Raw genomic sequence first — 7,479 nt, forward strand, 5'->3', positions numbered from 1 at the left:
GTAGCCGTCCAGAACAAGATCAGCATCGGCACCAATGGCGGACGCCAGACGATCAGCCTCGCGGTGCAGCCGCTGCCGGCCGATGGCTCGTCCGAACCGCTCTACATGCTGGTCTTCCGGGATGTCGGCGGAATCACGCCGGAAACCGAGGACGAGCCCGTCCACACCACCGACGACGTCGAAAGCGCCAATGTCAGCCAGCTCGAAAAGGAGCTGCGGGAAACCAGGGAGCGGCTGCAGATCACCACGGAGGAGCTCGAATCCTCCAATGAGGAGTTGAAGTCCTCCAACGAGGAGCTGTCCTCGATCAATGAGGAGCTGCAGTCGTCCAACGAGGAACTGGAAACCTCCAAGGAAGAGCTGCAGTCGATCAACGAGGAGCTGCAGACCGTCAATGCTGAGCTCAACATCCGCGTCGACGAGCTCAGCCGCGCCAACAACGACATGGCGAATCTGCTCGAAAGCACCCAGATCGCGACCGTGTTCCTCGATCGCGATTTGTGCATCAACAGCTTTACGCCGACGGCGCGCGATCTGTTCAGGCTGGTCGAAAGCGACGTCGGCCGGCCGCTTGCGCATGTGCGCCCGCGTTTCGCCGCCGACGGGTTGCAGGCCGACATGGAGCAGGTGCTGCATCGGCTCGGCACGATCGAGCGCCAGATCGAAGGCGCCGACAGCGGCAAGCGCTACATCATGCGCGTGCTGCCCTACCGTACCGTCGACAATGTCATCGCCGGCGTCGTCGTCACCTTCGTCGACGTCACCCAGATCGCGCGGGCGGAGGAAAAGATCAGCGTGCTGACCCACGACCTGCGCAACCGTGTCGAAAGCCTGGAGACCCTGCTGGACCTGGTGCCGGTGGGCATCTTCATCGCCGAGGACGGCAATGGCGAGGAAATCCGCGCCAACCGCCACGCGGTTGAGCTTTCCGGCCGGCGCGCCACGGACGGCAAGCTCAGTTCCATGCCTGCCGTGCTGCCACTGATGTTGAACGGCACCCCGGTGGATGCCGCCGACCAGCCTTTGCTGAAGGCGATGCGGACAGGCAAGGCCATTCCCGGATATGAAGCGCGGATCATGCGGAGTAAGGGCGACGGCATCGATGTCATGATGTCGGCCAATCCGCTGTTCGACGAATTCGGCAAGGTGCGCGGCGCGATCGGTGCCCTGATCGACATATCAAACCACAAGAACGCCGAGCGCAACCAGGAACGGCTGCTCCATGAATTGCAGCATCGCGTAAAGAACATCCTCGCCACCGTCACCGCGCTGACGTCACGTATGGTGCGTTCCTCGGAATCGCTCGACGATTTCGCGAGCGCCTTTCAGGCCCGTCTCCAGGCGATGGCTCGCACGCACGAATTGCTGGCCTCTTACCAATGGGGAGGCGCCGATCTCGAAGGGCTGGTGCGGGCGACGCTGTCTTCCTATGGCGGCAAGACGGGCCAGAACGTCGTCGTTCGGGGCGACCCGTTCCAGCTCAACGCGAGTGCGGCGGCCACGCTCGGCCTGGTCTTCTTCGAGCTGGCCAGCAACGCGACCAAATATGGCGCGTTCACCAGCGACAAAGGCCGGGTCGACATTTCTTGGCGCGTCGAAAAGCCGGGCACACTGTCGATCGCCTGGAAGGAAATCGGCGGCCCCAAGGTGAAGGAGCCGACGAAGAGGAGTTTTGGAACCACTTTCATCCAGCAGAGTTTGGAATACGAGCTAGGCGGAAAGGTCAATCTGAGCTTCAAGCGGAACGGTTTGGAGTGTCTTTTGCAGATACCGTTGCCCAGGTCCGAAACGACCGATTACTTGTCGCCCCCTGCTCCAGGCAAGGTATGAATAAGCAAGCCTCCTTATCGGGTCTTCAGATCCTTATCGTCGAGGATGCTTTTCTGATAGCGCTGGATCTCTCCGACCTGCTGATCGATTCGGGATGCCAGGTGGTCGGTCCCGCGGCTTCGGTGAAAGAGGCGCTGCAGCAGATCGACGGTATCGCGCTTGATGGAGCGGTGCTCGACGTCAACCTCAACGGAGAACGGAGTTTTCCTTTGGCCGAGTTGCTCGCCTCGCGGGGCATTCCCTTTCTTTTCGTCACCGGCTACGACAGTCCGACGATCTTTCCCGATGAGTTCCGGCAGGCGCCAAGGCTATCGAAGCCGGTCGACCCCAAGGAGCTAACCGCAGCCGTCGCGCGTTTTCGCCGATCGTAATGGAGCCGCCGGCGCCGGTGGCTCCACCTCTGTAAGGGGAGCCTACCTTCTCGTCCGGAACACCGCCCATCCATCTGCCTTTGTTCGGTGGCGTCTGCAAGGCGGTGGGGGGAAGCGATCTGGTCGCGCTCGTACCGAAACAAGTCGCGCGCAAGGTGGTATCCGCCTGGGGCTGGCATCTACATTCTGCCCGTGCCGACCATTCGACACGGGAGGACTGGAGCCGTCTGCAGGCCGAGGCGCTGGCTGAGATGTGCGATCCTAATCGTCGATCCTCTCACGGGCTTACGCGCTTTGCGCGGTCGCCACGACATTGAAGAAATTGAGTAACAATTAGTTCCCGTCGACGGTCCGCGCGTCCAAGGGGTATGGTAGCGCGGGCGAACAGAGAAGGCGGATGCAGCGACATAGGTAGATGGCAGAACGGCTGCTCTGGTCAGCCAACCGACAGCCGACGGTTACGGCCGGGTCGGGAGATTCGCTTTGCTATCCGGCTCAGGCATTGCGCCCGCGACAGATCGCCGTCGCCTTGTGCGGGCCGACACGCGCGCGGGCGAATTCACGCCTTCCTGGCAAATGCCCACACCATCAGCGGGTACTCCTCGTCATTACTCAGGTCTCTCCACAAGCCATAGGCCCTCACCGGCCCGCCGATATGCGCCTTGGCGCAGGCCTTGTTGCCCCAGCCGAACACCTGCACGTCCTCCTCCGCAAAGCCGCCCTCGACCATCAGCTGCTTCAGTCCTGCCGGCGTCCAGCGGTTGTAGTCGTGTGGTCGCGCATGCACGCGGAACAGGAACGGCGTCGCCACCATCGCCCAGCCGCCTGGCCTGGTCATCGCGTGGATGTTGGCGGCGGCCGCCAGTGGCCGCTGCACGTGCTCCAACACCTGGTCGGCAATCACAATGGAAAATTGCTCGTCGGTGCGGTCGCGGCAGATGTCGAAGTCTGGGAAATCGACCGAGCGGTAGTTTGGGCATATCGCCCGCCAGGAGCGGTTCCAGCCCGGCGAGATCTCGATCACATCGCGGGATTTGCGGTTCGCCGCCTCGAGGAATGTGGTGAAAGCTTCGATCTGGCGAATGCGCAGCCAGTTGCGGGAATCATACCCGATCAGCCGCTTCACCGCCCGCTTGCTACGGTCTTTCAGCGCGCCGGCAAGGCTCGTCGTCATTTCGACCTCCTCCACAGCCCGCCGCAAGAATGATTCTATATCGAGAAGCGTACAAAAGCATGACGGACGAGGGGAGTCGGCGCAGAAAACCGCCGTCTCCCATAGTCAAAGACCCGGAGGTCAATAGTCGCCGTTATAATAGCGGTCGTCGCAGGGCGCGGTGTAAATGCGGCCGTAGCGATCCTGATAACGGCAGAGCTGCTCGCCACGCCGCTGCGGCGTCGTCGCGCTGCCGACGACGGCGCCGAGCAGCGCGCCACTCGCCGCACCGATGACGGTGCTCTTGGTGTTGCCACCGATGGCCTGGCCGACTAGTGCGCCGCCGGCGCCGCCGACCAGCGCGCCGGTGGTGGCCCGCTGCTGGCCTTCGGTTTGCGTCTCGCATCCGGCAAGTGCTGCGCTCATCAGCACCGCTACCAAAACCTTCTTCATCATCATCTCCAGAACTCCTTCGAAGCCCCAAAGACCAAAAGAAACAGGGGCGTACCTAGCCGCAGTGGGCTCGCATTGCGGCGGAACGGCGGCGCGCTTTCTCACGAAATGAGTCATGGTTTCCCGGCTGTTGAAGAGCATGGTCGCCAAACTGGAAAGACGGCCCGGACACCGAACGAGATTGATACCCCGCATCGGCGAGTGTGATGCCTTTCATAGCGCGGTGGCCGGGATCGGCGGAACGTTCGCCGGCGAATGATGTTTACAAGGAATTGTTATTTTAGAAGAACCTTAATTTCCTTATGTTAATGTCGGCAAACGGCTGGTGGGGCCAGTCGATGTTCCCGTTTGGGCTTGGGCGCGTTGCAAGGCAACGCTGAAGGGGTCGGGGCAAATGAAACTGGCATTATCCGAAGGCAAGTGCCAAGGCTGCGGCGGCACAGGTACGATGTTCGAATGTCCGAGATGGCAAAGCTCCAACGGCCATTGCTGCCCGGCGGGGACGCATCAGGACGGATGTCCCGGCGTCAGCGTGCGCTGCGCGGAGTGCGAAGGGACGGGCTCCGGCGCCGAGGGATACGCGAAGTTCAGCTCGGCCGACGTGGTAACTGCCTGACGTATCGAGCCTTCAGACGCACTTGGACAGTCGTGAGTGCGCCTCTATCGTCACCACGCGCTCCGGTGACGTCGGCTCTGGAATGGGTTGGCCGTCCTCCATAAGTCCCTCGACGTGAAAAGCGAGCGCCTGCTCGGCGAGCTGACGCACCTCCAAGATCGTCCGGCCGGCCGTGACGACACCGGGGAAGTCGGGAAAAGAAAGCCCGAAGTCGCTGTTGCCCTCTTTGTGGATCACACCAACGTATCGGCGCATTCCATTCCCCATAGCTTGTCAGCCACGCCAGCGGACCTATTTCAAAGCCGCGGACAGGATCGGGCCGAATTCCAACCGGCTCACCTACCCTCAGGTGGCAAAGTCGCTGGATCAAGGCATCGGTACGACGGCGCGAAGCGATGGACAAGGCTGCAGCGGCCCGCAACACCCCTCAAGCGAGGCTGAGGGTTCGCGCTGCCCAGTATCTGCGGATGTCCACCGACCGACAGGCTTACTCCATTGCAGGCCTTCAGACGAGCACGCGCTAGAGCATCGGACTTTCATGTGAGTCCATAGCCTGCGGCTGCGAAGTCGGCAACAATCTATCAAGCGCGCTAAGAACGATTTCTTGACTAACGCTCAGCGCTAGTAAAGACTTCTTTCCCAGAGAGGTCGCCAAGGAACGCTGTCGTTCCTTGCTCGCCTCGATCCGAACGAAGCTGTTCCCAATTGGGTCATGAAATGCCGAAGCGAACAACGGGCCGATACGAGAGCGTAACCGCAGGCGCAGAGAACGTCGATGCGTTCATCCCGTTCGATCTGCCGCCTGCGCGTCCGGCACTCTCTGTTGAGGGCAAGCTCGAACATCGTCTCCGGGAAGCCGAGCAGTCGCTCGTTCGTCTCGATCTCGCAGGCGATATGGTGCCTTCCCTCGATTGGTTCATCTATGCCTTCGTGCGCAAGGAGGCCGTGATCTCGTCGCAGATCGAGGGCACGCAGGCGTCACTCGTGGACCTTCTCGCTTTCGAGGCCGAAGAGGGGCCGGCACCCAATGCCGACGTGGAAGAGGTCACGAACTACCTCGACGCGCTCGCCTATGCCCGCGACCAGCTTGCGTCGATGCAGGGGCTGCCAATTTCCATGCGGCTCCTGAACGAGGCGCACAAGCGGTTGATGCGCGGCGTGCGCGGTTCGAACAAGCAGCCCGGAGACGTGCGCCGCAGCCAGAACTGGATCGGGGGAAGCCGGCCAGGCAATGCGGTCTACGTTCCGCCGCCACCGGATAAGCTTCCCCAGCTTCTCAGCGAATTTGAGAAATACATCCACGTCGACGATCCGCTACCGAAGCTGATGCGGGCGGGTCTTCTCCACGTGCAGTTCGAGACCATTCATCCCTATCTCGACGGCAACGGGCGAATCGGGCGGCTCCTGATCGCTCTGCTCTTGGAGCACTGGGGCTTGCTGAAAGCGCCGCTCCTCTATCTCAGCCTGTTTTTCAAACGCCACCGGGAAGAGTACTACCGGCGCCTCAATCTGGTCCGGCTGGAAGGGAACTGGGAGGGCTGGATCGACTTCTTTCTCGATGGGGTCGCCACGATTTCCGATGAAGCCGTCACCTCGGCGCGGGAACTGTTCAATCTCGTCTCCGCGGACCGGGTGCGATTGCTCGAAGCCCATTCCGCCTCCGTCTCGGCAGTGAGACTGTTCGAGCAATTGCCGCGTCACCCAATCGTGAGCGTTGCCTCGGTCACAAAGTTGATCGGCGCAAGCAAGCCGACCGCGATCCGTGCGATCGAGGCGCTGACCGAAACCAATATTCTCGTGGAAACTACAGGAAAGAAGCGCGACCGCAGCTTCGCCTATCGCGCCTATCTTGAGTGCCTGCGAACCGGAACGGAATTGGACAGCGGCGGCTGATCGCTACCAACCGCGAAATCATGCCAAGCAAAGCCCACATCCTAGGAGCTTGCATGAAGCCCTATCCCGTGCCGCGCTCCTTTGCTTAGGCGCGGGACCATAGGGAGCGATACGGGAAGATTTCCTATTTTGGCCCACGAAAAAGACAATGAAATCAGAGATGTGAATACGTCCTCCGGGCCCGCCATTGTTGTTATTTATCAATGACTTAGCGCTATTTCGTCCCGTGGTTAGCCGGGTTTTATAGCGAACCTCCGCGCATCGCTTTGATTTTGTTGAGTTGTGGTGGGCTGCTGAGGCCCCATCATGGGCAAGCTGAAGGATCCTCATGAGCGGGCTGCGAACGTGTAGGGCCATCCCGTGAGGGGACGATGGCTGGTGCCGTCATCGTCAAGGGCCAGTCGCCAATGTCGCCAACTGCGTTGTTTGGAGGCAAAGCCTGGAGCAGTTCAGTCTGGCGATCTGAATCTGCATTGCCGAACGTCGGTTCCGAACCACAGCGACATCCGTCCATTGCATGTGGAGGGTGGCTTTGCTCCACATGTCGACCGTCTGATCGACTTTGCCACCTATACGCTCGACTCATCGACGATGGCGACTTTCTGCGGCTTCGTCTTATGTCGCACCAATTGTGGCGTTGCCCGGCCTTCCGCCTCGAACGATACTTTCACCATTGAACCATGCATGTTGGCATCTCAGATGGAATCCTTCCTGCAACCGGCGGCACAGGGAAATACTGGGTCGTTATCTGAACCTCGACGGCGGTCTGGTCGTCAAAAAGCCGGGAAATAAGGTGCAGCGCTTCATCGAGTCCCGAAGATATGCCGCCGCCGGTCAGCCGGTTGCCTGACTCGACAAAACGCGGGTGGCCCTTGGCTACTTCGATTGCCGGAAAGCGGCGCAGGCAGTCGACGAATGCCCAGTGCGTCGTCGCCTTGTGGCCGTCGAGCAGCCCAGCCCGGGCCAGCAGGAGCGCCCCCTCGCAGACCGAACAAACCCATTTCGCAATCACTTCTACGGCCAGACAAGCGACATTGAGATGGACTCGGTAGCCCGCACTATTGCCAACGACGTTTACGAGCAGCTGCGCCACGATATCATTTCGTGCCGCATGCTTCCGGGATCCAAGATCAACATCCAGGCCCTCGTTCAGAAGTATGAGG

At 60.8% G+C, this 7,479-nt stretch carries 7 protein-coding genes; 3 read left to right on the forward strand and 4 right to left on the reverse strand.

From position 1 onward, the window contains the following. The coding region (locus tag EOA29_RS19225; protein ID WP_127221292.1) for a PAS domain-containing protein at nucleotides 1-1,830 on the forward strand (1,830 nt) is incomplete at its 5' end. Beyond that, nucleotides 1,827-2,201, forward strand: coding sequence for a response regulator (locus EOA29_RS19230; protein ID WP_127221293.1), 375 nt, complete (start codon nucleotides 1,827-1,829; stop codon nucleotides 2,199-2,201). The genes EOA29_RS19225 and EOA29_RS19230, both read left to right, overlap by 4 nt. 559 nt (nucleotides 2,202-2,760) lie before the next feature. Here the strand turns inward: EOA29_RS19230 and EOA29_RS19235 are convergent. The 3 genes from EOA29_RS19235 to EOA29_RS19245 form a co-directional block, all read right to left on the reverse strand. Continuing rightward, entirely contained in the window at nucleotides 2,761-3,375 is a 615-nt protein-coding gene (locus EOA29_RS19235; protein ID WP_127221294.1) for a methyltransferase domain-containing protein, read from the reverse strand. Nucleotides 3,376-3,495: 120 nt separating this feature from the next. Further along, nucleotides 3,496-3,813 (reverse strand): YMGG-like glycine zipper-containing protein, encoded by a 318-nt coding sequence (locus tag EOA29_RS19240; protein ID WP_127221297.1) that lies wholly within the window; start codon nucleotides 3,811-3,813, stop codon nucleotides 3,496-3,498. Nucleotides 3,814-4,435: 622 nt separating this feature from the next. After that, nucleotides 4,436-4,678: a type II toxin-antitoxin system HicB family antitoxin gene (locus EOA29_RS19245; protein ID WP_127221295.1), complete on the reverse strand. Its 243-nt coding sequence runs from the start codon at nucleotides 4,676-4,678 to the stop codon at nucleotides 4,436-4,438. Between the two features lie 462 nt (nucleotides 4,679-5,140). Here EOA29_RS19245 and EOA29_RS19250 point away from each other — a divergent pair, with 462 nt between their 5' ends. Then, nucleotides 5,141-6,316: a Fic family protein gene (locus EOA29_RS19250; RefSeq protein ID WP_127221296.1), complete on the forward strand. Its 1,176-nt coding sequence runs from the start codon at nucleotides 5,141-5,143 to the stop codon at nucleotides 6,314-6,316. A 667-nt stretch (nucleotides 6,317-6,983) separates the two neighbouring features. On the opposite strand, the gene EOA29_RS19255 is transcribed toward EOA29_RS19250, so the two are convergent. Continuing rightward, on the reverse strand, nucleotides 6,984-7,479 hold a 496-nt coding region (locus EOA29_RS19255), incomplete at its 5' end, for a DJ-1/PfpI family protein (RefSeq protein WP_189478932.1).

Source organism: Mesorhizobium sp. M1E.F.Ca.ET.063.01.1.1 (genome assembly GCF_003998155.1).
In the GTDB taxonomy this organism is placed as follows: Bacteria; Pseudomonadota; Alphaproteobacteria; order Rhizobiales; family Rhizobiaceae; genus Mesorhizobium.

Bases quoted from the DNA above. Each gene is read 5' to 3' on its own strand.
- EOA29_RS19230 (WP_127221293.1), top strand. From the start codon at position 1,827: ATGAATAAGCAAGCCTCCTTATCGGGTCTTCAGATCCTTATCGTCGAG.
- EOA29_RS19235 (WP_127221294.1), bottom strand. From the start codon at position 3,375: ATGACGACGAGCCTTGCCGGCGCGCTGAAAGACCGTAGCAAGCGGGCG.
- EOA29_RS19240 (WP_127221297.1), bottom strand. From the start codon at position 3,813: ATGATGATGAAGAAGGTTTTGGTAGCGGTGCTGATGAGCGCAGCACTT.
- EOA29_RS19245 (WP_127221295.1), bottom strand. From the start codon at position 4,678: ATGCGCCGATACGTTGGTGTGATCCACAAAGAGGGCAACAGCGACTTC.
- EOA29_RS19250 (WP_127221296.1), top strand. From the start codon at position 5,141: ATGCCGAAGCGAACAACGGGCCGATACGAGAGCGTAACCGCAGGCGCA.